We start from the raw sequence: 25,106 nt of genomic DNA on the forward strand, positions 1-25,106 counted from the left end.
CGCCGGGTGCGTGACTGGAGTACAGCCGTGTGCTCTCCCGATCGGGCCCCGCCCAGGGGCGGGGGACCGGCCCGGGCGGGCCCGCCGGGCCGGGTGGCGATCCGCCCGGCCCGGTGACCGGGCCGGGCGGATCTCAGCGGGAGCGCTGGGTGGCCCAGTGGCGGATCTTGCCGATCCGCTCCTGGATCTGCTCGGCGGAGGCCTGCGCGATGGCGGGCCCGCCGCAGGCCCTGCGGAGCTCGGCGTGGATGACACCGTGGGGCTGGCCGGTGCGGTGGTTCCAGGCGCCGACGAGGCCGTTGAGCTCCTTGCGGAGATTGGCGATCAGCTCGTGCGGGGCGAGCTGCGGCTCCTTGGGTTCGGGCTTGTTGCGCCTGGCCTTCAGCTGGTCGGACTGACGCTTGCTCAGCAGGGTGCGGACCTGGTCGGGCTCCAGCAGGCCCGGCAGGCCGAGGAAGTCCTCCTCCTCGGGGGAACCCGTCTCCGCCGCGCTGCCGAACTCGCCGCCGTCGAAGAGGACCCGGTCGAAGGTGGCGACCGCCTCCAGGGTCTCGAACGGCAGCTCGTCGCCCACGACGTCGGGATTGTCCTTCTTGCGCTGGGCGTCCTCCAGGAGGAAGTCGTCCAGCCCCTCCTCGGGGGGCTTGCGGTCGAGCACGTGGTCGCGCTCGGCCTCCATCTCCCCCGCCAGGCCCATCAGGGTCGGCACGGAGGGCACGAAGACGGACGCGGTCTCGCCCCGCTTGCGGGCACGGACGAAGCGGCCGACGGCCTGGGCGAAGAACAGCGGGGTCGAGATGCTCGTCGCGTAGACGCCGACGGCCAGGCGCGGGATGTCGACCCCTTCGGAGACCATCCGGACCGCGACCAGCCAGCGTTGCTCGGAGGCGGAGAACTCCTTGATCTTCTTGGACGCCGTGGGGTCGTCGGAGAGCACGACCGTGGCGCCCTCCCCGGTGATGGTCCGGATGTGGCGGGCGTAGGCGCGGGCGGTCTCGTGGTCGGTCGCGATGACCAGGGCCCCGGCGTCGGGCACGCCCCTGCGCACCTCGGTCAGGCGCCGGTCGGCCGCCCGGAGGACCTGGCGGATCCACTCGCCCTTCGGGTCGAGCGCGGCCCTCCATGCCTGGCCGAGCTGGTCCTTGGTGAGCGGGGTGCCGAGGGTCGCGGCGATCTCGTCGCCGGCGCGGGTCCGCCAGCGCATCTCACCGGCGTACGCGAGGAAGATGACCGGCCGGACGACGCCGTCGGCGAGTGCCGGGCCGTACCCGTAGGAGTAGTCGGAGACGCTGCGCCGGACCCCGTCGCCGTCCTCGGCGTAGGTGACGAAGGGGATCGGGTTGACGTCGGACCTGAAGGGGGTCCCGGTCAGGGCGAGGCGTCTGGCGGCCGGCTCGAACGCCTCCCGCACGCCGTCGCCCCAGGACTTCGCGTCGCCCGCGTGGTGGATCTCGTCGAAGATCACGAGCGTCTTGCGCGCCTCGGTGCGGGCGCGGTGCAGCGCCGGGTGCATGGACACCTGGGCGTAGGTGATGGCCACCCCGACGTAGTCGCGGGAGGTGGCGCCCTGGCTGTTCTTGAACTCGGGGTCGATCGCGATGCCGACCCTGCCCGCGGCGTCCGCCCACTGCTGCTTGAGGTGCTCCGTCGGTGTGACGATCGTCACAGCCCGGATGATCCCTCGTGACAGGAGGTCGCTGGCGATGCGGAGCGCGAAGGTCGTCTTGCCCGCACCCGGCGTGGCGACCGCGAGGAAGTCGCGCGGCTCACGGCTGGAGTACAGGTCAAAGGCCTCCTGCTGCCACGCGCGAAGCTTCGGCGCGGTGCCCCAGGCGGCACGGTCCGGATATGAGGGCGAGAGGTGGGATGCGGCGAAAGTGCTCACAGTGTCACCAGGGTAATCGGCACCGCCGACAAGACGTGCCGATCCGCCGACATCCTCGCCAAGGTCGTCTCCCCGTGCTAGTGGTTCGCGAAGCCGGAAACCGCGGGCTCGCGGTGCCGGAACCGCTCAACGGCCCTCTCAGCGCAGACCCGCGATCACCGTGTCGATCTCGGCCCTCGACACGGGGTCGTCCGGCTGGGTCATCGCGACCACGACCACCGGGCGCGTCCCGGCCCCTGTGAGGAAGACCACGCGCAGGTACGCGGGCCGGTTCACCACGTCCAGGTACTCCGCGCGCAGGGAGCGGGTGTGCCCGGTACGCGCCCCCACGGCGATCTCCGTGTCGTCCACGACCTTCACCTCGTCGCCGTGGAGCAGGAGCCGCGCGTACAGGTCGCTGAGCTCGGCGGTGGTGGCGCGCACGTCGGTCACCGGCTCCGCGGGCATGACCATCACGGTCGTGTTGACGCCGTCGCCGGCGGCCGAGGTGAAGTCGGTGACCGGTGGCACCGTACCGGCGAGCCAGCGGTCGGGCAGCGGGTAGCTGACCCCCGCGACCGGGTCGGTCACCCGCCCCGGCGGCGGGGAGGGCAGCGCCCGCAGCGCCAGTACGGCCACCCCGGCGATGACGCCGCCCCCCACGGCCAGGGCGAGCAGCACGAGCAGCACGCGTCGCAGGCGCCCCGGACGGCGCTCGGGAGGCGCGATGGGCGTGCCGTACCAGCGGGCCGAGGGCGGGAGGTCATCGCCGGGCTCGGGGATGCGGGGAGGCCACGTCAGGCCGGCGCGGGCATCGGGCGACTCGGGCAGCTCGTCCTCCGGCGGCGGCCAGGGGCGGTACTCGTCGTCCTCGGGCGCCGGCCAGGGACGGCGCTCGTCGTCGAGGTCCGGATCCGAGCGCGGCCACACCTCGTCCTCGGCCGCCCGCGCGGCCCTGCGGGCCCGCCGGGACCGGCGCCCGCCGCCACGGCCGGACTCGTCGGGCGGGTCCGACCGGCGAGGTCGTTCGTGCACGGGACCTCCTCCCGGCGGCGACGGTCCTACCGTCCTACCACGCATCCCGCGGCGTGACCCGGCTATGGGTGATCGCTGTTACGGGAGTGACCAATGAGTCATGGGATGTCCCTCATGCGCCGGGCCACGACCATCCCGAAGAGCCCGATGGAGGCCATCAGCACGACGATCGTGGTGTAACCGGTGGCGATGTCGTCGTGGCCGATCAGGTTGACCAGGCCCCCGCCGACGCCGATGGTGATCGCGCTGCCCAGGGTGTCGACGACCTGGAGCGCGGCGGAGTTGGCGCCCTGCTCGGCGTCGGGCGACTGGTGCATCGCGGTGACGTTGACACTGGTCAGGCCGAGGCCCATGCCGAACCCGGCGACGACCCAGGCAGGCACGATGACCCAGCCGCCGACCCCGGGCACGAGGGCGAGCAGGGTCGTCAGGATGCCCACGGTGATCGCCGCAGCGCCGATCCGTACCAGCAGCGGCCTGTCGTACGAGCGGCGGGTCTGCAGGTAGGAGCCGGTGCTCCAGCCCAGGGCGCCGAAGGTGAGGGCTACCCCGGCCGCGGCGACGGAGAAGCCGTGCACCTCGGTGAGGAACAGCGGGATGAAGGCGTTGACCCCGAAGAACGCCGAGGCGAACACCCCGCGCATCATGATCGTGGTGGGCAGGCCGCGGCCGAACCTGAGGGCCCGGGGAGGCAGCAGCCTCGGCAGGCCCGCGGCGAGGGCGGCCAGCCCCGCGGCGGTGGCGATGCCGCCCGGTACGGGGGTGTCGTGGAGGTGGCTCACCCCGTACAGCAGGATTCCCGCGCCGCACGCCGTGGCGGTGGCGGCCAGGGTCATCGCCAGCGGCCTGGAGCGGGGGCCCGTGGAGGGCGTGGGCGCCGGGGTGTGCCCGCCGACGCGCAGCGCGGGCAGGAGCATCACGAGGGCGGGGACGACCAGCGGCACGATGCCGTAGAAGACCCATCTCCATCCGGCGGTCTCGGCGATGAGCCCGGTCAGACCGGGCCCGACGACGGCGGGGAGCACCCAGGCCGCCGACAGCGCGGCGAACACCCGGGGCCTGGTCGCCGGGACGTAGACCCGCGCGATCATCACGTAGATCGCCACGATGACGGCGCCGCCGCCGAGGCCCTGCACGACGCGCGCGACGATGAACAGTTCCTTGGACCCGGCGGCCCCGGCCATGGCCATACCGGCCGTGAACAGCCCCACACCGAGCAGGAACGGCCAGGCGTGCCCCCGCCGGTCGGACCACAGCCCGGCGACGACGTTGGCGAGCAGGCAGGCGATGAGGAAGGCGGACAGGCTCGCCCCGTACAGGTCGAGGGCGTCGAGGTCCTCGGAGACGGCGGGCATGACCGTGCTCACGGACATGCCCTCGAAAGCGATCAACGTGACGACGAGCAGGATGCCCAGGGAGGCGGTCCGGTACTCGGGACCGAAGATCCGGGGGGTTTCGTATGGAGCGTCGGCTGTCTTCGGTGCTGTCACCCGTCAAGGGTAATGTCCGCTCCCCGGCCTCGGTAGACGGCCCACATCTCCTGCATCCTGGCGGCCTGACCAGGGGTGAACCCGGACATGCAGCGGTCGTCGGAGTAGTCCATGAAGTTGTGGACCGGGTCCGGCCCGCCGCCCTTGCACGTGTCCTTGATCAGCGGGCAGCCCTCGGTGGGCTGCCCCTCGGGCTCGGTGTCGGCCACGCCGTCGCCCAGCGGGTCGCAGCCCTTCTCGAAGGTGTGCAGCAGCCCGAGCCAGTGCCCGATCTCGTGGACGCCGGTGTATCCCCGGTCGAAGCTGCGCATCGCCCCTCCGGGCAGGCTCCGCCAGTCGACGACCACGCCGTCGAGGCCGGGCTCCTTGACGTACCCGTGGGGGTAGGTGGAGTAGCCGAGCACCAGCTCGCCGAGCTGGGCGAGATAGAGGTTGAGGGTCTCCGGACCGCCCCTGCGCGCCCGTTTGATCGCCCGCTCGTGGGTGACGGGCTCGCGGAACCAGGCCGCGTTGGCGGTACGGGTGACGCCGTCCAGCCTGAACCGGATCCCGGTGTCCGCGCCGCCGAACCCCCCGGAGTAGGCGGCGTTGAGCGTGGCGATCTGGGCGCGTACGGCGACGTCGGGCGCGCCGAGGCGACCGTCGGTGATGACGTGCACCCAGGTGGGCACGGTGATGGCGAGCAGGCGCGGGCTCGATCCGTGCCGCCCGCCGGCGCGCGCGGTCGACGGCACCGACGACACAGGCGGCGCCGGCGCGCGCTCCGCCGCCACGGGACGGGCGAGCCGGGAGGCGTGGGCGCACCCCGGTGGCCCGGACGCGGCCGTACCGCCGGGAACGGCCGGAACGCCAGGAGCGGCGCCCACCGTGAACAGGCATGCGGACACAACGGCGATCGCACGCCGAAACATGGACTCCCCCGACAGATCCCAGACGCTGGTCGTTCGCCGCCCCCCGGCGGCATCCCGACCGTAGCCTCATCTGTGGCGATCACCCATGAGCAACACTCACTCGTTGTTGCCGTCTTCACCCTTCGGCAGACCCGAGTAGATCTCCTTGCACTCCGGACAGACCGGGAACTTCTGGGGGTCGCGGTTCGGCACCCAGACCTTCCCGCAGAGCGCGCGGACCGGGGTCCCGCTCAGCGCGCTCTCCATGATCTTGTTCTTCTCGACGTAGTGGGCGAAGCGCTCGTGGTCGCCGTCGCCGTGCGACAGGTCCGGCCGGACGTCGCTCTCAGGGAGAATCTTCGTACTCACCCTGGCGATTTTATGCCCGTACCACCGCGCTCGGGGCACCGGCGGCCGGTGGGTCGCGGAACGCCTCCCCCGGCGCGGGCACGACGCCCCCGACCGGCGGCCCGGGCACGACGCCCGCGACCGGCCCGGTGACCGGGGGGCGGGATCCGGCGCCGGCCCGGCCCGGCCGGGGACGGTCGTCCGCGAAGCGGTCGCCCGGCTAGTTCATCGACGGGTCGTCGGGACAGGTGGCCACGTAGGCGAGCTCGCCCCGCTGCCGGCGGAGCACCGCCCGCCACAGCGACTCGGGCTCGTGGTGGAAGGTGTCACCGGGCTCGGCGTCCACGACGTACCAGGCGCCCTCGCCGATCTCGCTCTCCAGCTGCCCCGCCGACCATCCCGCGTACCCCGCGAAGATGCGCATCTGGGCGATCTCCCCGGCGAGGATCTCCGGCGGCGCGTCGAGGTCGACGGTGCCGAGCCTGGAGACGGCCGCGGTGCCCGCGTGCAGCCTCCGCCAGCCGAGCGGCTCCTGGCCGCTCGGGACGGCGGCCAGCGCCAGCGCGCTGTCGGTCTGGACGGGGCCGCCCTGGAACAGCACGGACGGCCCGGTGACCATGGTGTCCCAGGTGGGGAGCACCTGGGTCACCGAGATGTCACTCGGTCTGTTGAGCACCACACCCAGGGTGCCGCCGTCGAGGTCGTGTTCCAGCACCAGGACCACGCTGCGCCGGAAGTTGGGATCTTCCAGCTGCGGCGTCGCCACCAGAAGCCCACCGACGTAGATCGCCTCCGCCATACCTCCATCATGAGGGGTGAACCCCCTTTCGCGCTGCTCCACCCGCTCTTCCGATGGTTCGGGCCTCACTCGGTGTCATGTGACGCACCCGGTGTCACGTGACGCGCGGGTGAACGCGCCCCTCGGAGCGGGACGGGACCGCGGGTGCCGTCACGCCTCCGTCATGCCCGTACGGGCCCGGCCACCGGCCGACTCGCGCACGGCCGCCGCGACGGCGCCGGACACGTCCGGGTGGAACACGCTGGGGATGATGTAGTTGGGGCCGAGCTCCTCGGCGGTCACCACGGCGGCCAGCGCCTTGGCCGCGGCCAGCAGCATCTCCTGGCTGACCACGGTGGCCTGGGCGTCGAGCAGGCCGCGGAAGACGCCGGGGAAGGCCAGCACGTTGTTGATCTGGTTCGGGTAGTCGGAGCGGCCGGTGGCGACCACGGCGGCGTACTCGCGGGCGTCGTCGGGCGAGATCTCGGGCTCGGGGTTGGCGAGCGCGAAGACCACGGCGTCCTTGGCCATCGTGGCGATGTCGTCGCCGTTGAGGATGCCGGGCGCGGACACGCCGATGAACACGTCGGCGCCCTTGACCGCGCCGCGCAGGTCGCCGGAGTAGCCCTCGGCGTTGGTGTGGTCGGCGATCCACTGGAGGGAGTCGTCCAGGTCCTGGCGGCCGCGGTGCACGGCGCCCAGGTAGTCGCAGACGACCAGGTTGCGGGCGCCCGCCGCGAGCAGCAGGCGCAGCACCGCCGTACCGGCCGCGCCCGCGCCCGCGAGGGCGATGCGGACCTCGCCCAGGTCCTTGCCGACCACGCGCAGCGCGTTGGTGAGCGCGGCCAGCACGCAGATCGCGGTGCCGTGCTGGTCGTCGTGGAAGACCGGGATGTCCAGCAGATCGCGCAGCCGCCGCTCCACCTCGAAGCAGCGGGGCGCCGAGATGTCCTCCAGGTTGATGCCGCCGAAGCCGGGGGCGATGATCTGCACCGTACGCACGATCTCGTCGACGTCCTGGGTGTCCAGGCAGATCGGCCAGGCGTCGATGTCGGCGAACCGCTTGAACAGCGCGGCCTTGCCCTCCATGACGGGGAGCGCGGCGGCCGGGCCGATGTTGCCCAGGCCGAGCACCGCCGAGCCGTCGGTGACGACGGCGACGGTGTTGCGCTTGATGGTCAGGCGGCGGGCGTCCTCGGGGTTGCGGGCGATGGCCATGGAGACCCGGGCGACGCCGGGCGTGTAGGCCATCGAGAGCTCGTCGCGGTTGCGCAGCGGCACCTTCGACCGCATCTCGATCTTGCCGCCGAGATGCATGAGGAAGGTCCGGTCCGAGACCTTGTGGATGACGACGCCCTCGACGCCCTCCAGCTTGTCGACGATCGCCTGCGCGTGATCGGTGTCACGCGCGGCGCAGGTGACGTCGATGCGCAGCGTTTCATGGCCGGCCGTGGTCACGTCGAGCGCGGTGACCACACCTCCGGCCGACTCTACGGCGTGGGTGAGCTGGCTGACGGCATTGCCGCCGGCGGGCACCTCCAGGCGCACGGTGATGGAGTACGACACACTCGGCACGGTGGCCACAGCCAATCCGCTCCTTTGCGACTGACTTTGGTTGGGATGGTTTCCATCGTGCCATCCCGTGACGAGTGTGCGCGCCCAGGTCGGCGGACCTGCACATATAGATGCGGTCACGACGTACCCCATGTCACCCGGCCCTCGATCCGGACCGTGAGCCGGGTGCCCGGACCGCCGATCGCCCGGAACGTCGCTCGGGACAGGACTCAGAACAGGGCGCTGGCCAGGTTCCTCCGGGCCCTGCCGATGGACGGGTCGTCGCCGGGGAGCGTGTCGAACAGGCCGAGCAGGTGCACCCTGGCCGTGTCACGGTCGGCGCCCGAGGTGCGGCGCACCACGTCGACCAGCCGGTCGAAGGCCTTGTCCACCTCGCCGGAGAGCATCTCGAAGTCGGCGGCCAGGAGCTGGGCCTCGACGTCTGCGGGGTCGGCCAGGCGGCCCTGCAGATCGGCCGGGTCGACGTCCTGGGTGCGGCGGATCAGGCCGAGGCCGGCCAGGCCCAGCTTGGCGTCCTGGTTGTTGGGCGAGCGGGCCAGCAGCCGCTCGTACGCGGCCACCGCGCCGTCGAGGTCACCGGCGTCGATGGCCTGCTCGGCGGCGAGCACGTCCGGGTCGACCGGGGGCTCCTGCGGCTGCTGCTCCTCCGCCCCGTTCGCGGCCTCCTCGCCGGGGGGCGGGAGGTACTGGGCGAGCGCCTCCATCAGCTGCGACAGCCAGTCGCGCAGCTGCGGCTCGGTGGCGATGCCCGGGACGACGGCCACCGGCTGCCCCTGGAAGATCGCGTACAGGGCGGGCACGTTCTGCACCCGGAGCGCCTGCGCGATCTGCGGGCTGAGCTCGACGTCGACCCTGGCCAGGACCCACCGGCCGGTGTTCTCCGCGGCCAGCTTCTCCAGAAGCAGGCTGTACTGCTTGGCCTGCTCGGCACGGGTGACGGTGAGCTCCAGCAGCACGAGGCCGTTCATGGAGCGTTCGACGACCTCGGTCGCGAAGTTGGCGTCGTCGATGTCGATGACCGGCGCCGGAACACCGCCGGTTTCCTGCGCGGTGGTCTCCCGCCGCGCCTGTGCCTCGAGTGCCTGCTTGCGGGCGCCGAGATCGACGGCGCCGTAGAGCGATCCGGGTCGAGTGAAGTCCGCTGGGCTCATGACTCCAATCCTGCCGTATCCCGGCCGATGCCCCGACGCGCCACCGCTAGAAGCGGGCCGGTTCGGTGTAGACGCCCCATTCGTCGCGCAGCGCGTCGCAGATCTCGCCCAGCGTCGCCTCGGCCCTGGCCGCGTCGAGCATGGCGGGGATCATGTTGCCCTCACCCCTGGCGACCTGCACCATCGTGGCCAGGGCGGCGTCCACGGCCGCCTGGTCGCGGGTGGCGCGGCGCTCGGCCAGGACGCGGTTCTGCTCGCGCTCGACCTCGTGGCTGACCCGGAGGATCTCCAGCGGCTCGTCGATCGAGGCCGTGTGGCAGTTCACCCCGACGATCCTCTTCTCGCCCTTCTCCAGCTTGCGCTGGTAGTCGAAGGCCGCCTCGGCGATCTCGGACATGAACCAGCCGTCCTCGATGCCGCGCAGGATGCCCGAGGTCATCGTGCCGTCCGAGCCCATCTCCCTGATCCTCGTGAAGATCGCCTCGGCCTCGGCCTCCAGCCGGTCGGTCAGCGCCTCCACATACCAGGACCCGCCGAGCGGGTCGGCGACGTTGACGATCTCGGTCTCCTCCATGAGCACCTGCTGGGTGCGCAGCGCGATCTCCGCGGCCTTCTCGGAGGGCAGGGCGAGGACCTCGTCGAGCGCGTTGGTGTGCAGCGAGTTGGTGCCCCCGAGCACCGCCGCGAGCGCCTCGACCGCGGTGCGCACCACGTTGTTGTACGGCTGCTGGGCGGTCAGCGACACCCCGGCCGTCTGGGTGTGGAAGCGCAGCCACTGGGCCTTGTCGGTCTTCGCGCCGTAGACGTCGCGCAGCCACCGCGCCCAGATCCGCCGGGCGGCCCTGAACTTCGCGATCTCCTCGAAGAAGTCGATGTGCGCGTCGAAGAAGAAGGACAGGCCCGGGGCGAAGACGTCGACGTCCAGGCCGCGCGACAGGCCCAGTTCCACGTAGCCGAACCCGTCGGCCAGGGTGAAGGCCAGCTCCTGGGCGGCCGTGGACCCGGCCTCGCGGATGTGGTAGCCGGACACGCTGAGCGGCTTGTACGCGGGGATCTCGGTGGCGCAGAACTCCATCAGGTCGCCGATCAGCCGCAGGTGCGGCTCGGGGGCGAACAGCCACTCCTTCTGCGCGATGTACTCCTTGAAGATGTCGGTCTGCAGGGTCCCGTTGAGCTTCCCGACGGGCACCCCCTGCCGCTCGGCGGCGACGACGTACATGCAGAAGATCGGGACGGCCGGGCCGCTGATCGTCATCGAGGTGGTGGTGTCGCCGAGCGGGATGCCGTCGAAGAGCAGGTCCATGTCCAGCGCGGAGTCGATCGCCACGCCGCAGTGGCCGACCTCGCCGAGCGAGCGCGGGTCGTCGGAGTCGCGGCCCATCAGCGTCGGCATGTCGAAGGCCACGCTCAGCCCGCCGCCGCCCGCGCCGAGGATCATCTTGTAGCGCTCGTTGGTCTGCCTGGCGTTGCCGAACCCGGCGAACTGCCTGATGGTCCACGCCTTGCCCCGGTAACCCGTGGGGTGCAGGCCACGCGTGAACGGGTACTCGCCGGGCCAGCCGATGCGCTCCATGCGCGCGTCGCCGCCCTCGGGCCCGTAGACCGGCTCCACCTCGATCCCCGAGAGGGTGCGGAACTCCGCCTCGCGCTTGCGCGCCCCGTCGAACCGCGCCTGCCAGCGTGCCCGTCCCGCCTCGACCCGCTCAGCGTCCATGGCCAACTCCCTTGTACGGCATGTGGCTTCTTATCCGGCTTGTGGCCTCATGCAGATACTAGGACGTCCTACTAATTCTTGGCCAGGCGTGCGGTCCCGCGCTGCGGGGGGACCACTGCCGGAGACGCGAGACGTCGCCTTCGGCCCGTGAGGCCGCGCCGGGGACTGGACCGAGGAGAGCGGGGTCGCGAGGAACGAGCGGCCTCGTTCGACGAGGGAAGGAGCCGGGCAAGAGCGGCCTCACCGCGACGCGCGGCGTCGCCTTCAGTACTGGTCGCCTTCAGTACCGAAAGTCACCGGCGGCCACGCGGAGGGTTCTGAACAGGTCGAACATCTGGTCCAGCTTCGTCTCGTCGTACATGGGCATGGCGAAGTCGGCCTCCATCAGGTCGGCGGTCGCCCGGCGGACGGTCTCGCGGCCCCGGTCGGTGATCTCGGCGAGCACGCCCCGGCCGTCGCGGGGGTTGGGCATGCGCCGCACCAGACCGGCACGTTCCAGGCGGCTCACGGTGTTGGTCACGCTCGTGGGGTGGACCATCAGGCGCTCGCCGATCTTGGAGAGCGGCAGCGCCCCCGTCTTGCTGAAGGTCAGCAGCACCAGCGCCTCGTACCGGGCGAAGGTCAAGTCATGCGGTTTGAGCAGCGTGTCCAGTTGCGACAGCAGGATCTGGTGCGCTCTCATGATCGATGTGACGGCGGCCATGGCCGAGGAGGGCCCGAAGTGAACGCGCCACGTCTCCGCGGCACGTTCGATGGGGTCAAACGGGAGATTCAGCTGACCTGTAACCACAGGGCTACGGTAGCGCGGCCTCATCCCGATTCGCCCATATACGTAGAGTCACCGAACTGATGGCTTCACCAAGAACCCGGACGCCAAACGTCACGCTCCGTTATGGTTCCCACATCGAATGGTGAGGCCGTGGCCAAGTGGCCACGATGACTCAGTCCGGCCTGCGGGGGACGCGAGCCGGACCGGTGCCGAGGGGACCGGCATCCGCACATTCACGGCACGGGGGGTGCTTGATGAACGACAACTTGACGGCGTTCGGACGCCGGACGGACTTCGGTTACACCGACGCGGCGTGGGTTCCCGCCACGCCGGCCGGTGCGTGAGCACAGGGGCGTTTCACGCGAGGAACTCCAGCAGAGCGGACTGATGGCCGTCGCCATCCTGCTCGTGCTCGGGGTGGTCGCGGCGTGGAGCGTCCTGGTTCCCGGTGTCAGCGCGTGGGAGAACATCGTCGTCGCGGTGATCGGCTCGCTCCGGCTGACCGGCCCGGTGGCGGCCGCGTTCGCCGCCTGGGTGGCGGTGCGCAGGCGGCGCGGGACACGCGGGCGGTCGATGACGCCGTGGCAGGCGGTACGGGCGCCACTCGCGATCCTGGTGGTGTCGGGAGGCGCGTTCACCGCCACCGTCGTGGTCCTGGCGGTCAGAACCATGATCACGGAGCAGGCCGGGCGGCTGCTGCCCAGCGGCCTGGTGATGGGCGCGGCCGGGCTGGCGCTGTACGTCGTCATCGGCTGGGTGATCGGCTGGCTGCTGCCGTGGACGATCACCCCGGTCCTGGCCGGGCTCGGCTGCTACAGCCTGTTCACCTGGCTGTGCCAGGGGCCGGCCTGGGGCGACCGGCTCGCCCCCGCGACGCGGGAGCCGTACGACCCCTTCCAGGGGCTGAACGCGGCGGCGTTCACCGACCAGACGCTCTGGCTGGTCGGGATCAGCTCGGCGCTGCTGCTCGGCTGGGCGGCGGTCGTGACGCGCCAGGCCCTGGTGCTGGCCGCCGCGCTCATCGCGGTGCTGGCCGCCGGGACCGGCATGGCCAGGCTGTTCACCGAGCAGCAGCCGGTCTCGGCCCAGCAGGTCGTCTACAGCTGCCAGGAGTGGCCGATCATGGTCTGCGTGCACCCGGGGATGCGCGCCGGCCTGCCCGAGCTGAGCGCGGAGTTCGTCAAGATCGCGTCCCGGCTGGCGGGGACGCCCGGGGAGTTCTCCCGGGTGGAGCAGCACCCCCGGCGCGACACCACCCCGGTCGCCGCGGGCGTGATCGCGATTCACGTCGACGACCTGGCGGCCGGGTTCGCCGAGAAGGCGGCCGACGAGTTCGTCGGCGACCTGGCCGCCCGGTGCGACGCCACCCCCGCGGCGGGCTACCGCGACATCGTGGCCGCGTGGCTGCGCGGCGAGCCGCTGCCCGGCGGGCCGCTCCCGGAACACCGGTACGCCGCGGCGTGGTTCTCCGGCCTCACGGACGTCCAGCGGCGCGACTGGCTCCGGCTCTACTACGCCGACTTCACCGGTTGCCGGCTACAAAGCACTCACTTCGGGGGCCAGGCCGAGCAGACCCCTCCGACAGGGCAGGCCGGGCAGGGGGCGGGAGGCGCCTCGACCGGCCCCGAACCCCGGCCCGGCACCGGCCACCAGGCACCCGGCGGACCCCCGTCCCCGGGAGCGGGCACCCCGGGCGGCCCCCGGCGCGGCCCCTTCGCCGAAGGCGGCGCGCTCCCGTCGCCACGGGGATAGGAAGATCGGCATAGGCTCCGCGTGAGAAGGTCACCGTCCGGGGAAGGAGAGCGCTGTGAAAGCCTCCCAAGAAGCTCCGCCCGCGGCGCCCCAGGCGGCCCGCCGCGGGCGCGGCTGGCGTTTCCTCGCCGGGCTGCTCGTCGTCGTCGTCCTTCTCGTCGTGGGCGCCCGCCTCACCTGGTCGTGGCTGAACCCGTTCGGCGAGGAGACGGTCGACCGCAGCCAGCCCGTGCTGCTGGAGTCCATCCACAACCTCAGCCGCTTCGAGGCCGCCACCGGCAACTTCCAGGTCGTGGTCGACCTGGAGAAGGACGCGGCCTTCCTGCCCGACGCGGTCAAGGGCAGCCGGACGCTCTTCGTCGGAGCCGGCGGTGTCGACGCCTACGTCGACTTCGGCGGCATCGCCGGCAACGCCCTGACGGTCTCCCCCGACCGTACCGAGGTCACGGTGAAGCTGCCCCGCGCCCAGCTGGAGAAGCCGAACCTCGACAACAAGCGCTCGTACGTCTACGCCCAGCAACGCGGTCTCTTCGACCGGGTCGAGGACCTGCTGTCCTCCTCCCCCGCCGACCAGCGCGAGCTCTACATGCTGGCCGAGAAGAAGATCGCCGAGGCCGCCCAGGCCAGCGACCTGCGCAACCGGGCCGACCAGAACACCAAGATCATGCTTGAGGGCCTGCTGAAGGGCCTCGGCTTCGAGAAGGTCACCGTCAAGTTCGCCGACGAGACCTGAGCCCCGGTGCCCGAGCCCCGGCACACGGGTTCGGACACCGGGAACGCGGACCTCGCTCAGCCCGCGGCGGCCAGGAGCTCGCCCTCCGCGATGTGACCGGGAACGCGGACCTCGCTCACCCCGCGGCGGCCAGGAGCTCGTCCGCCGCGGTGTAGGGGTCGAGTCCCGCGTCCAGGACGCGGGTGGCGAGGGCGTCGAGGCGCCGGTCGCCGTGCAGGTGGGCGAAGCGGGAGCGCAGGGTGGTGAGGGCGATCGCCTCGATCTCGTCCCTCGCCCTGGCGTGACGGCGCCGGACGAGCTCGCCCGACGTCTCCAGGTAGGCCAGGTGGTCGCCAAGGGCGTCGACCACCTCCTCGCCCCCCTCGCCCCGGTAGGCCACGGTCTGCACGATCGGCGGCCTCCAGGGCCGCTCGACCAGGGCGATCATGTTGCGGAGCTCTCGGACGGTGGCCTGGGTGCCCTCGCGGTCGGCCTTGTTCACCACGAACACGTCGGCGATCTCCAGGATGCCCGCCTTGGCCGCCTGGATGCCGTCGCCCATCCCGGGGGCGAGCAGCACGACGGTGGTGTCGGCCATCGAGGCGATGTCCACCTCCGCCTGGCCGACTCCGACGGTCTCGACGAGGATGACCTCGCAGCCGGCCGCCTCCAGGACGCGCAAAGCCTGGGGCGTGGCCCACGACAGCCCTCCCAGGTGCCCCCGGCTCGCCATCGACCTGATGAACACGTCCGGGTCGGTGGCGTGGTCCTGCATCCGGACCCGGTCGCCCAGCAGCGCCCCGCCGGTGAACGGCGAGGACGGGTCGACGGCGAGCACGCCGACCCTCATGCCCCGCTTGCGGAACGCGTGGACCAGCATCCCGGTGGAGGTGGACTTGCCGACGCCGGGAGAGCCGGTGAGCCCGATGATCCGGGCCCGGTGCGGCCGGTCCGCGCAGAGCAGGCCGGTGATCTCCCGCAGTCGCGGGGAGCCGTTCTCGACCATGGAGATCAGCCGGGCCACGGCCCGCGGCCTTCCCTCCCTGGCCATCGCGACCAGGTCGGAGACCTCCGCGGTCATGCCGAGGGGACGCGGATGATCAGGGCGTCGCCCTGCCCGCCACCACCGCAGAGACCGGCCGCGCCGAGGCCGCCGCCCCTGCGCCTGAGCTCGTGGGCGAGGGTGAGCACGATGCGGGCGCCCGAGGCGCCGATCGGGTGGCCGACGGCGATGCCGCCGCCGTTGACGTTGACCCTGTCGAGGGAGACGCCGAGCTCCTTGGCCGACTGGAGGACGACCTGCGCGAAGGCCTCGTTGATCTCCAGCAGGTCGAGGTCGCCGACCGAGAGGCCCTGCTTGCCGAGGGCGTGCTTGATCGCGTTGGCGGGCTGCGACTGGAGCGAGTTGTCGGGCCCGGCGACGTTGCCGTGGGCGCCGATCTCGGCCAGCCAGCCGAGGCCGAGCTCCTCGGCCTTGGCCCTGGACATCACGACCACCGCGCAGGCGCCGTCGGAGATCTGCGAGGCAGACCCTGCGGTGATCGTGCCGTCCTTGGCGAACGCGGGCCGCAGCCGCGACAGGACCTCGGCGGTGGTGTCCCCGCGCACGCCCTCGTCGGCGGAGAAGACCACCGGCTCGCCCTTGCGCTGCGGGATGGCCACCGGCACGATCTCGTCGTCGAGCGTCCCGTTCTTGATCGCGGCCGCGGCGAGCTCGTGGGAGCGGGCGGAGTACGCGTCCTGCTCCTCGCGGGTGAGGCCGAGGCGCGCGTTGTGCCGCTCGGTGGACTCGCCCATGGCCACCTGGTCGTAGGCGTCGGTGAGGCCGTCGAAGGCCATCGAGTCGACGATGCCGGCGGAGCCGTACTTCACGCCCCTGCGCAGGCCGGGCAGCAGGTGCGGCGCGTTCGACATGGACTCCATGCCGCCCGCGACCACGATGTCGAACTCGCCGGCGCGGATGAGCTGGTCGGCCAGGGCGATGGCGTCCAGGCCCGAGAGGCAGACCTTGTTGATCGTCAGGGACGGCACGGTCATCGGGATGCCCGCCTTGACGGCGGCCTGGCGGGAGGGGATCTGACCGGCGCCCGCCTGGAGCACCTGCCCCATGATCACGTACTGCACCGCCTCGGGGGCGACGCCGGAACGCTCCAGCGCGGCCTTGATGGCGATGCCGCCGAGCTCGGCGGCCGACAGGCCGGACAGCGAGCCGAGCAGTCTTCCGATGGGCGTACGAGCTCCGGCGACGATGACGGAACCAGACATAAGTGGAGCCTCCCTGGCGGGCTTGGGGCGACTTTGCCACCATACCCATGAGTACATCAGCGATCGCCATGGAGGATGTCCCTATGTTCATGCGCATCGATCATGTGGGAATCGCCTGCCACGACCTCGAGGAGAAGATCGCTCTCTTCGAGCGGATCTTCGAGCTCAAGGTGGTGGCGCGCGAGGTCAACACCGAGCAGGGAGTGAAGGAGGCGATGCTGCACATCGCCGACGGCGAGGGCGGTGGATCTTATATCCAGCTCCTCGAACCGCTCGGCCCCGACACGCCGGTCGGCAAATTTCTCGCGAAGCGCGGGGAAGGTGTTCATCATGTCGCCTTCGGCGTCCCGGACGTCGTGCAGGCCCTGGAGAAGATCGACGACAGGGGTGTCCGCCTCCTCGACAAGCAGCCGCGCCACGGTTCCCTGGGCTCCTCGATCGCTTTTCTTCACCCCAAAGACGTCGGGGGAATGCTCACCGAACTCGTGCAGGCCGCGGAAAGGCAAGCCGAGGTCACGCCGAATGCAAGAAACGCTGATACGTAACAAGTCACGCATAAAGCCGGACGAGACCGCCAACTCGGCACCGGCGGAGTACGCTGGCGTACCACCGGACGTGGATCCCGCCCCGGCTCCCGCTTCGGATGCCTGAAACCCCCGTCCGGCCCGTGTAGCCGTCTCGACAACCCAGGATCGAGCCTCCATGCAGTCCGACATCGACGCCCAGCTCAACAACTTCTTTGAAGACGCCCCCGCTCGGGAATTCGACGTGGTGCTCCGTGGCTATGACCGGCACCAGGTCCACGACCACCTGAAGCAGCTCGACGGCGAGCTCCGGCAGTCCCGGGAGCAGGTTCAGGGCCTGCAGCGGGAGCTGTCCGACTCCCAGCGCCAGCTTCAGGAGCAGGAGCGCCCGACCTACTCCGGGCTCGGCGCCCGCATCGAGCAACTGCTCCGCCTGGCGGAGGAGCAGGCGACCGAGCTGGTCCAGGCGGCCAGGTCAGAGGCGAACGAGATCAAGGCGGCGTCCAAGGTCGAGGCCGCCGATCTGCGCGCCGCCGCCGAGAACGAGGCGGCCGAGAAGCGCGCCCTCGCCACCCGCGAGGTCGACGAGATGCGCACCAGCGCGGAGCGCGAGGCCGAGGAGATCCGCTCGACGGCCCGCCGCGAGGCCGACGAGCTGACCGCCACCACCGAGCGCGAGGTCTCCAAGCTGCGCGCCACCGCCGACCACGAGGTGGCCGAGAAGCGCGCCGACTCCGAGCGCGAGATCGCCAAGCTGCGCACCACCACCGAGCGCGAGGTGGCCCAGCTGCGCGCCTCGACCAAGCGCGAGCGCGACGAGGTCCTCACCACCGCCAAGCGCCAGGCCGACGAGATGCGCGCCCAGGCCCAGCGGGTGCTCGAGGAGTCGGAGGCCAAGCGGGCCCAGGACGAGGCGGAGTTCGAGATCCAGCTCGCCGCCAGGCGCGAGGAGGCCGAGCGCCAGGAGGCCGAGCGTCACGCCAACGCGCAGGCCGCGGCCCAGCAGCTGACGGCCACCGCCGAGCAGCGGGCGGCCACCGCCGAGCAGCGTGCCACCAAGGCCACGCAGCAGGCCGAGCAGACCCGCCGCGAGGCCGACACGCACGCCAAGCAGCTGCTGGCCAACGCGCGCAAGAACGCCGACCAGGTCGTCTCCGAGGCCAAGGCGAGCGCCGAGTCCATCGTCTCCGAGGCGAAGGCCGAGTCCGAGCGCAGCCGCTCGGTCGCCCAGCGCCAGGTCGACGAGCTGACCCGTCAGCGCGACAGCATCACCAGCCACCTCGCGCAGCTGCGCCAGCTGCTCGGTGGCGCGCCGCTCCCGGCCGCCGAGCCGGAGCCCGCGATCGCCGCGGCACCGCCGAAGCCGGCCATCCCCGCCGCCGCCAACGGCGCCGAGAAGCCGGTTCCCGCGCCCGCCAGGGCCGAGGCGAAGGACGACGACGCGGAGTGGTGGCAGGAATAGGCGGCCGCTGGCTCCGGGGCGTTGGCGACGGCTACCAGAGAGCCTGGCGACCTTCACGGTCGCCAGGCTCTCTTCCTGTGCTTGCTGTCCCGCTTCCTGTCTCGCCGTCCCCCGCCGAGTCTTCCCGGCCTGCCCCCGCCAGGTCGTCCCGGCCTGTGGCGCCGTCGCCGCTCACCCGCGAGGTGACGATCCCCCGGCAATCTCGGCGACGAAGCCGGACACCGCCCGGTTGAACGCCTCGGGCTGCTCGACCGCGCTGAGGTGACCGGCCTTCTCGATCACGGCGAGCCTCCCGTCGGGCACGGCCTCGACCATCGCCCCCGCCTCGGCGGGCGAGGCGATCTCGTCCTCCTCACCCACGATCACCAGGACGGGCGTCTTGAGCGCCCGCAGCGTGTCGAAGGAGTCGGGGCGGCCCGCCATGGCCCGCTGCGCCCAGGCGACGGCCGTCGGCGGGGCCGACTGGACCAGCCCGCGCACCCGGCCGAACACCATCGCCCTGCGCTGCACGGTCGTCTGCCCGACCAGTCCGGGAAGCACCTCCCGCAGCAGGACGGACGTGCCCTCCTCCAGCACCGCGGCGGCGATCCGCTCGCGGTTGGACCTGGCGGCCTCCGGGTCGGCCCCCGCCTTGGTGTCGGCGAGGATCACCCCCAGCAGCCGGTCGGGGTGGCGGCGGCACAGCGCCATCGTCACGTAGCCGCCCATGGACAGCCCGCCGACGACCGCGCGGTCCACGCCCTCGCGGTCCAGCAGGCGTACGACGTCGTCGGCCATCACGTCGAGGGAGGGCTCGTCCTCGCCCAGCACCGAGCCGCCGAAACCGCGCAGGTCGGGAGTGATGACCTTGCAGACGGTGGACAGCCCCTCCCTCTGGGCCAGCCACATGGCCGACGAGAGGGGGAACGCGTGAAGGAGGACAACCGGAAGCCCCTCTCCCGCCGACCGCGTGTACAGCTGCACGCCGTCCACCGTATTCCCGGGGTCCCCTCCTGGCACCCCCGCTTCCACAACCGTTTATGACGTTGTGGTAACTCCGTCGCCGGTGAACGGGACCCGCCCGGCGATACGGCGACGAAGGTCCTGTGAGAGGTCCGAACCGGACAGGCTCCTAGGCGCCCGGAACCTCGGTGGGCAGGGGGTGGGCGGCCGGATTCACCCGCAGGACGATCCGGTCGAGGACGATGCGCACGTACGGCTCGCCGACCCACAGGTGCTTGGCGTCGTCCACCCCGACGACCTCGGCCTGGGGCACCCTGGCGAAGCGCTCGCGGGCCTGCTCGGGACGCAGGTAGTCGTCGAACTCCGGGACCATCGCGGTCAGCGGCCGGCCGAACTCCGCCCACGCGTCGAGGTCGGCGTCGGTGGCCCGGTGCAGCGGCGGGGAGAGCAGGATCGCGCCCTCCACCAGCGGGTCGCGGCCCCACTTGAGCGCCAGCTCGGTGCCGAAGGACCAGCCGAGCAGCCAGACCCGGGGCAGGTCGTTGAAGTCGGCGTACTCCAGGGCGGCGGCGACGTCCAGGCGCTCGTCCTCGCCCCCGCCGAAGGCGCCCTGGGAGGTGCCCCGCTCCGAGGTGGTGCCGCGCGTGTTGAACCGCAGCACGGCCAGGTCGGCGAGGGCGGGCAGCCGGTTGGCCGCCTTCTTGTAGACGTGGCTGTCCATCATGCCGCCGTGGGTGGGCAGCGGGTGCAGGCAGACCAGCGTGGCCACCGGGGGCCGGTCGGCGGGAAGGGCCAGCTCGCCGACGAGCGTCAGGCCGTCGCCGGTGTGCAGCTCGATCGGTTCCCTGCGCGCGGGCAGCACCGTAGAGGCCCGAATCTCCATGTCTCTCCTCGAATCCGCTTCGGCCGGCCGACGTCAGCGCCGGTCATGGCCAGTCGTGCCGGTCGTGGCCGGCCGGTCAGTATCTGCTTCGGCCGGGACCGCGCCTGACCCGGTTGCGCCAGCACGCGGTGTGCCAGTGCCTGCGCTCGTCCTCCCCGCCCTGCCATGCGGGCCAGCTGACCAGGTGCGGCAGGCCGGGCCTGATCTCCTGGTCACAGCCGGGGCAGCGGTAGACCTTGTCCGCCGAGCCGCCGGTGACCCGGCGCACCTGCCAGTCGCCGTCGGGCCACTCCTCGGTACGGTCGACGCCGGGCACGAAGCCGCCGACGGGGCGGGCGTGGCCCCGCTTGCCGCCTCGGTCGAAGGGGTCGGCGCGGCGGGCCTTGCGAGGGCTCACGGCAGGTCTCGGATGCTCCGGACCCACGCCGCGCCGAGGCCGTCCGTCCCGGCCCTCCCGGGCGTCCCGGTCACCTCGACCGCCTCAAAAGTGCTCGTCATCGCTCTCCCACCCTGCCCGCCGGGTCCGCCCCACGTGGCGGACCGCCCTTTCCGGCATCGCAACAGTCTCCCAGAGAGGTACGGGCTACCCCAAAAGCCGGTCGGGTGGCCGAAGAGCGAACAGAAAGTACTTGAACGAGAGTTGAGTAGTAATTACCATTTGAGAATGTGAGCGGAGGAGGAGACATGAAGGACGAGATGACACCGGAGGAGGCCCTGCGGCGGATCGCCGAGGTCGACCGGCGGGCCAGGCGGCCGGCGCGTGTCGTCGGCCTGCTCTACGCGGTCGTCGGCCTGGGCACGATCGTCTACTGGCCCGTCATGTTCCTCGGTCCGGCCTGGTCGCAGGTCACGGCCGGGGTGGCGTGGATCCTCCTGACCGTCCTGTTCGTCGGATACCTCGGCGGCATGAGGGTCCAGGACCCGGAGATCACCTGGGCCAACAAGCCGACCGGCCCCGTGACGATCTCGTACGTCGTCCTGGTCATGATCGTGTTCGTGTTCGGCGCGTTCTTCCGTCCCGGCGACCCGGGCGGCGGCTGGAGCGCGGCGCTGATCGCGCTGTCGCTCTGCGCGAGCGTCCCGCCCCTCTACGCGGCGTGGCGCGTGCTGCTGGCGGAGCGGTGAGCGTGGCGAACGACGCGCACGGCGGCGCGAACGACGCGGAGGAGGCGGGCCGCACGCGTCGTACGGGCGGTGGCACGGGCCGGGCGGCGCGCGACACGGGGGGTGGCGCGGGGAGCGCCGGGGGTGGCACGGGCTCGCACCCCCGGCACGACCTCGACGACGTCATCCACGCACCCGTCCGACTGTCGATCATGGCCGCCCTCTCGGCCACCGACAAGGCCGAGTTCCGCTTCCTGCGCGACACGATCGAGATCAGCGACTCGCTGCTCTCCAAGCACGTCATCACCCTGGAGGAGGCCGGCTACGTGCACGTGGAGAAGGCCTTCGTGGGTAAGCGCCCACGCACCTGGCTGGCCATGACCGACGAGGGCCGCCGGGCGTTCCATGACTACGTCTCCGTGCTGAGGCGCCTCACCGAGGGATCCCCCCAATGATCGAGATAGACGACCTGCACAAACAGTACGGCGACAAGGTCGCCCTGGACGGTGTGACGTTCTCCGTGAAACCGGGCGAGATGTTCGGCTTCGTCGGAGCGAACGGCGCGGGCAAGACCACCACGATGCGCATCCTGATGGGCGTGCTGACCGCCGACTCGGGCTCGGTGCGCCGCGACGGCAAGGTCCTGACGTTCGACGACCGGCGCCGATTCGGCTACATGCCGGAGGAGCGCGGCCTCTACCAGAAGATGAGGGTCGCCGAGCAGGTCGAGTACTTCGGCAGGCTCAGCGGACTGACCCCGAGCGGGGCCAGGAAGGCCACCGCCGACCTGCTCGAACGGCTCTCGCTCACCGAGCGCGCCAACGACGCGGTGGACGCCCTCTCCCTGGGCAACCAGCAGCGCGTGCAGCTCGCGGTGGCGCTGGTGCACGAACCCGAGGCGCTCATCCTGGACGAGCCGTTCTCCGGGCTGGACCCGCTGGCCGTCGACTCGCTGGCCGCGGTGCTCGCCGAGCGGTGCGCCGCGGGCGTGCCGGTGCTCTTCTCCAGCCACCAGCTGGACCTCGTCGAGCGGCTCTGCGACTCGGTCGGCATCATCTCCGCCGGCCGCGTGGTGGCCAGTGGCACGGTCGAGGAGTTGCGCGACCGGGAGGGACGCGGCCGGCTCAGGGTGGTCGTCAGGAACGCCTCCCCCGGCTGGGCCTCGTCCCTGCCGGGAGAGGTCACCGAGAAGGGCGACGAGGTCCTCGTCGCGGGCGTCGACGGCGACGGCCAGGAGATCCTGCGCCTCGCGGTCAAGGCCGGACGGGTCGAGCACTTCGGCTGGCAGCGCCCCACGCTCACCGAGATCTTCAGGGAGGCCGTCGCATGAGCGGACTGTGGCTGGTCGCGCGGCGGGAGATCGTCACGCGCGGCCGTACGAAGGCGTTCGTCATCGGGCTCGTGGTCAGCGCCGTCCTGGTCGCGGCGCTGGCGTTCCTGCCCAGGCTCTTCTCCGGGCCCGACTCCTACACCGTGGGACTCGCCGGAGCGCAGGCGCAGGCGCTGGCACCGGCCCTGACCGCCGCGGCCAAGGACGTGGAGCTCACCATCAGGAAGTTCCCCGACGAGGGGGCCGCGGTCAGCGCGATCAGCCTCGACGAGGTGGACGCCGCCGTGGTGGACCGCAACAGGGTGCTCGCCGACGGTGAGGTGGACGACGAGCTCGGCCTGCTGCTGGAGACCGCGAACCAGACCACCCAGACCCAGCGGCAGCTGTCCGAGGCGGGCCTCGATCCGGCCAAGGTGGCGGCGGCCATGCGGGTCGCCCCCCTGGAGCAGGTATCCATCGGCGCCGACGCCCGCTACGCGGGCGTGCGGGTGGGCATCGCGTCCCTGCTGGTCATGGTGCTGTTCTTCCTGCTCATCTACTCCTCCATGTACGTCGCCATGGGCGTGGTCGAGGAGAAGGGCAGCCGGATCGTGGAGATCCTGCTCACCTCGGTCCGCCCCTGGCAGCTGCTCGGCGGCAAGATCGTGGGACTGGGCGCGCTCGCGCTGGCCAACATGGTCGTGATCATCGTGGCCGGTCTCGGCGCGGCGGCGGCGACCGGCCTCGCGGCCGACCTGCCCCCGGGCATGGCGGGCATCGTGGTCAGCGCCCTGTTCTGGTTCATCCTCGGATACGCGTTCTTCGCCGCGATGGCGGCGGCGCTCGGGTCTCTGGTGTCCAGGCAGGAGGACGCGAACAGCGTCCTGACCCCGATGACGATGCTCATGATGGTCACCTACCTGGTCGCCTACTTCGCGGCGGTCCAGCCGAGCAGCCCGGTGGCCAGGATCCTGTCGCTGGTGCCGCCGTTCTCCTCGATGGTCATGCCGGTAAGGATGGCCGGGGGCGAGGTGTTCGCCTGGGAGATCGCCGTGGCGGCGGTCCTGATGCTGCTGGCGACGGCGGGCACCCTCATGCTCGGCGCCCGCATCTACAGCCGTGCGGTCCTGCGTACCGGCGCCCGCGTGAAGCTCTCCGAGGCGATGCGCTGACCCCGCGGCCCTCCCTCTCGACGGACGTGACTCCCCGAGCCGTACGGCCGGGGAGTCCGTCTTCGTTCACCGGGCCACCAGGTCATCAGGCCGTCCGGCCGGATCGCGGGGATCCGGCCCCCGTCCGGCCGATAGGGTTCGGTCATGCGTCTGGTCATAGCGCGGTGCAGCGTGGATTACGTCGGGAAGCTCACCGCCCATCTCCCGATGGCGCCCCGGCTCATCCTCATCAAGGCCGACAGCAGCGTCTCCATCCACGCCGACGACCGGGCCTTCAAGCCGCTCAACTGGATGAACCCGCCGTGCAAGCTCCGCGAGGAGGAGGGCACCTGGACGGTGACCCACGGCAAGACCGGCGAGAAGCTCGTCCTCACCATGGAGGAGATCATCCACGACACCAGCCACGAGCTGGGCGTGGACCCGGGCCTGATCAAGGACGGGGTCGAGGCCCACCTGCAGGAGCTGCTCGCCGAGCACATCACCACCCTGGGCGCGGGCTGGACGCTCGTCCGCCGCGAGTACATGACGGCCATCGGCCCCGTCGACATCCTCTGCCGCGACCACACGGGCGCGTCCGTCGCCGTGGAGCTCAAGCGCCGCGCGGGCATCGACGCCGTGGAACAGCTCACCCGCTACCTGGAGCTGATGAACCGCGACCCCCTGCTCGCCCCGGTCGGCGGCGTCCTGGCCGCCCAGAGCATCGCGCCCCAGGCCAAGACCCTCGCCGAGGACCGCGGCATCCGCTGCGTCACCCTCGACTACGACGAGCTGCGCGGCATCGAACGCACCGACACCCTGTTCTAGGACCTGTCCTTTTGGATCATCGAACTGGGTCGCGGAGCCATGTGAGTCGACCAGGACGACTCCACGAAAGCCGGGATACGTCACTGTCAGTCGTCGAGCGCCTGGTAGATCGTGGTCCAGAAGTCGTTCATCAGGTGCGCCGGGTTCGGCACGGTGTAGCCGAGCCGGCAGAGCAGGATGCCGGTGTCCTTGTCGATCAGGTGCACGGTCTCTCGGGCGGCCGCCTCGTTGTGGCCGTAGTGCACGGCCACCAGCGCCCCGTCGGCCGCCAGCCGCCGCGCGATCGCCCGCCCGATGCCCCGTGAAGCCCCGGTCACCAACGCCGTCCTGCCCAGCACTCTCGTCACCTCAGAAGTGGTCTCCATCGTCCCGCCACTAGGATCAGCGAAAACAATCACCGCGAACAACGACAACCCACGCAACGCCGCATTAACCGCCGGGTTAACGCGAAGGAGGATCGTGGAACTCCGCGACATCGAGATCTTCCTGACCCTGGCCGAAGAGCTGCACTTCGGCCGGACCGCCGAACGGCTGCGCGTCACCCCCGCCCGCATCACCCAGGC

Annotated in this window: 26 protein-coding genes; 10 read left to right on the forward strand and 16 right to left on the reverse strand. The window is 71.5% G+C overall.

All coding sequences use genetic code 11. The annotated features are described in order from the left end of the window. Positions 1-133: 133 nt before the first annotated feature. The 10 genes from AB0G15_RS40570 to AB0G15_RS40615 form a co-directional block, all read right to left on the reverse strand. Positions 134-1,885: a DEAD/DEAH box helicase gene (locus AB0G15_RS40570; protein WP_362850773.1), complete on the reverse strand. Its 1,752-nt coding sequence runs from the start codon at positions 1,883-1,885 to the stop codon at positions 134-136. Between the two features lie 138 nt (positions 1,886-2,023). Continuing rightward, positions 2,024-2,899, reverse strand: a complete 876-nt coding sequence (locus tag AB0G15_RS40575; protein ID WP_362850775.1) for a hypothetical protein — start codon at positions 2,897-2,899, stop codon at positions 2,024-2,026. 98 nt (positions 2,900-2,997) lie between these two features. Beyond that, positions 2,998-4,389, reverse strand: coding sequence for an MFS transporter (locus AB0G15_RS40580; protein WP_362850776.1), 1,392 nt, complete (start codon positions 4,387-4,389; stop codon positions 2,998-3,000). Beyond that, positions 4,386-5,123 (reverse strand): zinc metalloprotease, encoded by a 738-nt coding sequence (locus AB0G15_RS40585; RefSeq protein ID WP_362850778.1) that lies wholly within the window; start codon positions 5,121-5,123, stop codon positions 4,386-4,388. Before AB0G15_RS40585 ends, AB0G15_RS40580 begins: the two co-directional genes overlap by 4 nt. Before the next feature lie 273 nt (positions 5,124-5,396). Continuing rightward, positions 5,397-5,648: a DUF3039 domain-containing protein gene (locus tag AB0G15_RS40590; protein WP_350949856.1), complete on the reverse strand. Its 252-nt coding sequence runs from the start codon at positions 5,646-5,648 to the stop codon at positions 5,397-5,399. A gap of 199 nt (positions 5,649-5,847) precedes the next feature. Then, positions 5,848-6,426: a YqgE/AlgH family protein gene (locus AB0G15_RS40595; RefSeq protein ID WP_350973560.1), complete on the reverse strand. Its 579-nt coding sequence runs from the start codon at positions 6,424-6,426 to the stop codon at positions 5,848-5,850. 150 nt (positions 6,427-6,576) lie between these two features. Further along, entirely contained in the window at positions 6,577-7,989 is a 1,413-nt protein-coding gene (locus AB0G15_RS40600) for an NAD-dependent malic enzyme (RefSeq protein ID WP_362850780.1), read from the reverse strand. Positions 7,990-8,189: 200 nt separating this feature from the next. Continuing rightward, positions 8,190-9,131, reverse strand: coding sequence for a tetratricopeptide repeat protein (locus tag AB0G15_RS40605; protein ID WP_362850782.1), 942 nt, complete (start codon positions 9,129-9,131; stop codon positions 8,190-8,192). A 46-nt stretch (positions 9,132-9,177) separates the two neighbouring features. Continuing rightward, a complete protein-coding gene (locus tag AB0G15_RS40610; protein WP_362850784.1) occupies positions 9,178-10,845 on the reverse strand; it encodes a methylmalonyl-CoA mutase family protein in 1,668 nt (555 codons plus the stop codon). Between the two features lie 280 nt (positions 10,846-11,125). After that, positions 11,126-11,659 carry a MarR family transcriptional regulator gene (locus tag AB0G15_RS40615; RefSeq protein ID WP_362850786.1) on the reverse strand — a complete coding sequence of 178 codons (534 nt, stop codon included), beginning with the start codon at positions 11,657-11,659 and terminating at the stop codon, positions 11,126-11,128. Positions 11,660-12,001: 342 nt separating this feature from the next. Here AB0G15_RS40615 and AB0G15_RS40620 point away from each other — a divergent pair, with 342 nt between their 5' ends. Next, a complete protein-coding gene (locus AB0G15_RS40620; RefSeq protein WP_362850788.1) occupies positions 12,002-13,366 on the forward strand; it encodes a hypothetical protein in 1,365 nt (454 codons plus the stop codon). Positions 13,367-13,421: 55 nt separating this feature from the next. Further along, the gene (locus tag AB0G15_RS40625) at positions 13,422-14,099 is read left to right on the forward strand and encodes a DUF4230 domain-containing protein (protein WP_362850789.1); all 678 of its coding nucleotides are present in this window, start codon (positions 13,422-13,424) and stop codon (positions 14,097-14,099) included. 115 nt (positions 14,100-14,214) lie between these two features. Here AB0G15_RS40625 and meaB read toward each other — a convergent pair whose 3' ends face one another. Both meaB and AB0G15_RS40635 read right to left on the reverse strand, forming a co-directional pair. After that, entirely contained in the window at positions 14,215-15,159 is a 945-nt protein-coding gene (gene meaB / locus AB0G15_RS40630; RefSeq protein ID WP_362850790.1) for a methylmalonyl Co-A mutase-associated GTPase MeaB, read from the reverse strand. Then, complete coding sequence (locus AB0G15_RS40635; protein ID WP_362850792.1) at positions 15,156-16,343, reverse strand: acetyl-CoA C-acetyltransferase; 1,188 nt, start codon at positions 16,341-16,343, stop codon at positions 15,156-15,158. The genes meaB and AB0G15_RS40635 overlap by 4 nt, the downstream gene beginning before the upstream one ends. A gap of 83 nt (positions 16,344-16,426) precedes the next feature. On the opposite strand from AB0G15_RS40635, the gene mce reads away from it, so the two are divergent. Together mce and AB0G15_RS40645 are read left to right on the forward strand one after the other, a co-directional pair. Then, complete coding sequence (gene mce, locus AB0G15_RS40640) at positions 16,427-16,888, forward strand: methylmalonyl-CoA epimerase (protein ID WP_362680000.1); 462 nt, start codon at positions 16,427-16,429, stop codon at positions 16,886-16,888. A 157-nt stretch (positions 16,889-17,045) separates the two neighbouring features. After that, complete coding sequence (locus AB0G15_RS40645) at positions 17,046-18,329, forward strand: DivIVA domain-containing protein (RefSeq protein WP_362850793.1); 1,284 nt, start codon at positions 17,046-17,048, stop codon at positions 18,327-18,329. A gap of 171 nt (positions 18,330-18,500) precedes the next feature. On the opposite strand, the gene AB0G15_RS40650 is transcribed toward AB0G15_RS40645, so the two are convergent. From AB0G15_RS40650 to AB0G15_RS40660, 3 genes are all read right to left on the reverse strand, one after another. Further along, entirely contained in the window at positions 18,501-19,292 is a 792-nt protein-coding gene (locus AB0G15_RS40650) for an alpha/beta fold hydrolase (protein ID WP_362850795.1), read from the reverse strand. Positions 19,293-19,440: 148 nt separating this feature from the next. Then, complete coding sequence (locus AB0G15_RS40655; RefSeq protein WP_362850796.1) at positions 19,441-20,154, reverse strand: alpha/beta hydrolase; 714 nt, start codon at positions 20,152-20,154, stop codon at positions 19,441-19,443. Positions 20,155-20,230: 76 nt separating this feature from the next. Next, a complete protein-coding gene (locus AB0G15_RS40660; protein WP_362850797.1) occupies positions 20,231-20,551 on the reverse strand; it encodes an ATP/GTP-binding protein in 321 nt (106 codons plus the stop codon). Between the two features lie 287 nt (positions 20,552-20,838). On the opposite strand from AB0G15_RS40660, the gene AB0G15_RS40665 reads away from it, so the two are divergent. The 5 genes from AB0G15_RS40665 (at position 20,839) to nucS (ending at position 24,543) form a co-directional block, all read left to right on the forward strand. Continuing rightward, the gene (locus tag AB0G15_RS40665; RefSeq protein WP_362850798.1) at positions 20,839-21,279 is read left to right on the forward strand and encodes a hypothetical protein; all 441 of its coding nucleotides are present in this window, start codon (positions 20,839-20,841) and stop codon (positions 21,277-21,279) included. 2 nt (positions 21,280-21,281) lie between these two features. Continuing rightward, positions 21,282-21,713, forward strand: a complete 432-nt coding sequence (locus AB0G15_RS40670) for a transcriptional regulator (protein WP_362850799.1) — start codon at positions 21,282-21,284, stop codon at positions 21,711-21,713. Next, the gene (locus tag AB0G15_RS40675; protein ID WP_362850801.1) at positions 21,710-22,588 is read left to right on the forward strand and encodes an ATP-binding cassette domain-containing protein; all 879 of its coding nucleotides are present in this window, start codon (positions 21,710-21,712) and stop codon (positions 22,586-22,588) included. Before AB0G15_RS40670 ends, AB0G15_RS40675 begins: the two co-directional genes overlap by 4 nt. Further along, positions 22,585-23,739 carry an ABC transporter permease gene (locus tag AB0G15_RS40680; RefSeq protein WP_362850802.1) on the forward strand — a complete coding sequence of 385 codons (1,155 nt, stop codon included), beginning with the start codon at positions 22,585-22,587 and terminating at the stop codon, positions 23,737-23,739. Before AB0G15_RS40675 ends, AB0G15_RS40680 begins: the two co-directional genes overlap by 4 nt. A 144-nt stretch (positions 23,740-23,883) precedes the next feature. Next, entirely contained in the window at positions 23,884-24,543 is a 660-nt protein-coding gene (gene nucS, locus AB0G15_RS40685; RefSeq protein ID WP_362850803.1) for an endonuclease NucS, read from the forward strand. A gap of 86 nt (positions 24,544-24,629) precedes the next feature. Here the strand turns inward: nucS and AB0G15_RS40690 are convergent, their stop codons facing one another. Next, a complete protein-coding gene (locus tag AB0G15_RS40690) occupies positions 24,630-24,908 on the reverse strand; it encodes an SDR family NAD(P)-dependent oxidoreductase (protein WP_362850804.1) in 279 nt (92 codons plus the stop codon). Positions 24,909-25,002: 94 nt separating this feature from the next. On the opposite strand from AB0G15_RS40690, the gene AB0G15_RS40695 reads away from it, so the two are divergent. Next, positions 25,003-25,106, forward strand: a 104-nt coding sequence (locus AB0G15_RS40695; protein WP_362850806.1) for a LysR family transcriptional regulator, incomplete at its 3' end; no start/stop codon positions are given.

The organism is Streptosporangium sp. NPDC023825, assembly GCF_040639575.1.
Classification (GTDB): Bacteria; Actinomycetota; Actinomycetes; order Streptosporangiales; family Streptosporangiaceae; genus Streptosporangium.